This is a genomic window from Microcoleus sp. B13-B6 (genome assembly GCF_036705405.1).
Classification (GTDB): Bacteria; Cyanobacteriota; Cyanobacteriia; order Cyanobacteriales; family Microcoleaceae; genus Microcoleus.
On sequence record NZ_JAUBUJ010000244.1, the window covers coordinates 1 to 1,544 of the forward strand.

At 48.2% G+C, this 1,544-nt stretch carries 2 protein-coding genes; both read right to left on the minus strand.

Translation table 11 applies throughout. The features are described 5' to 3' along the window. The coding region (locus QUB35_RS38955; protein WP_333148422.1) for an Hpt domain-containing protein at positions 1 to 839 on the minus strand (839 nt) is incomplete at its 3' end. A gap of 61 nt (positions 840 to 900) precedes the next feature. Further along, positions 901 to 1,230 (minus strand): hypothetical protein, encoded by a 330-nt coding sequence (locus tag QUB35_RS38960; RefSeq protein ID WP_333148424.1) that lies wholly within the window; start codon positions 1,228 to 1,230, stop codon positions 901 to 903. Positions 1,231 to 1,544: the final 314 nt, after the last annotated feature.

Here is a 1,544-nt window from a genome sequence, read left to right on the forward strand (position 1 = left end):
GGGGAGAGTGGGAGAGTGGGGGAGGGGGAGAGGGGGAGAGTGGGAGTGGGGGAGATTTCGGGGATGTCGATCGCCCTTCCTTCCAATATTTGTTGGCGTGCGGTTTGCAAGTTTTGGGCGATCGCCCAACCGTCGGATTGCAACCGTTGTAGAGTCAAGTCTGGAGAGTCAATCAAATCTCTGAGGGCTGCGGCGACTTTCCCAAAATCCGGCAATTGCAGCATTCCAGCCAAACCGGAGAGTTGGTAGTAAACCTGGTTGAGGGCGGTGACGCTTGTTGCCAAATCTGCTTCGGAAGCTTGGGAAAGCTCGGTTTCTAGGCGATTGAAGAGTGCCGGCACTTGCTGTTCAAAAATCAGTTTCAGCGTTTCCGGGGCGGACGATTGGCTGACTGCGGGAACTTGCGGCGGTTCTGACTTGCCGTACTTGGCCTGGAACTGGGCGAAAATTTGGGCGATCGCCTCCAAGTTTTCCGTTTGATCCGGAGTTGTAATATCGGAGTGTTGAACTGATTCGATCGTAATCTTTTTGAGAGCATCCACCCCCTGCAGCAAAACACTCACAGTAGTCGGTTCCAGGGCCGCCAAGTCTGTGCGATCGCGCAAAATGACAAAACAGTCCTCCAGCGTGTGAGCCGCCGCCGATACGTTTTGAAAGCCCAACATCGAACCCGCACCTTTAATCGAGTGAGCGGCCCGAAACATTTCTTTAACTGCAGCTTGTCGCTCTTTCAAACCCGCAGCTTCCATCGCCAGCAGATTTGTTTCCATTGACTGGAGAAACTCTTCGCATTCTGCGGTGAAAGCATCTATTAATTCGTTTAAATCGTCATCATTCATATGAGCGGCCAAGATAAGCGGCCAGTAGTTTTGAACTCTTACCGATAACCTCGGTTCTTTGCTAATCGTTTGAACTCAAGGAATTTTCTAAGGAATTTTCTTTCGTTATTTCCGATCGCAAGCCAAGTTGTTGCCGCACTGCTTGCAATGATTTTCCTCTTTTTGCCTTCGGGCGATCGCTTGGAGGTGGCACATCGTCAGCCGAAATAACTGGTTTTTTTAGAGCAGCAAGGAGTTGGTTTAATTCTTCTTGAAGTTCTTCCACTGATTCTCCAAAAGGTGCGGTTTCTTTTTCAGAGCAGGCTGCGATCGCACCCTTATCGTCATAATACACCGTGCGAATTGTGTACCCGCCATCCTCAAAAAATACTCGATAATCCCAGTTCATCATAGTTCTTCCTCTTCTCCTTGAAATATGTATATATTCTCATGCTTGCCAGCGATGCGATCTCTACTGACAATTTTAACTTGCTTGTCAACTTTGTACAAAACCTGATATACGCCCACTCTCAATTCCCATTCTGCTGTATTATTTGGACGCAGGGCTTTCCGGTTGCGCGTCTCAGTAGTGGGTTCATAACAAAGGTTAGCCTCAATACCGTCAACAATTACATTCTGTTCGTGTTTCGTGAACGAACCTGACGGTCAACTGAGTACAGTTAGACCGCAGGCTTCTTTTTCCTTTTTTTTCTCATGCTTTTTTGA

Coding starts and splice junctions, on each gene's coding strand:
- QUB35_RS38960 (WP_333148424.1), bottom strand. CDS start 1,230: ATGATGAACTGGGATTATCGAGTATTTTTTGAGGATGGCGGGTACACA.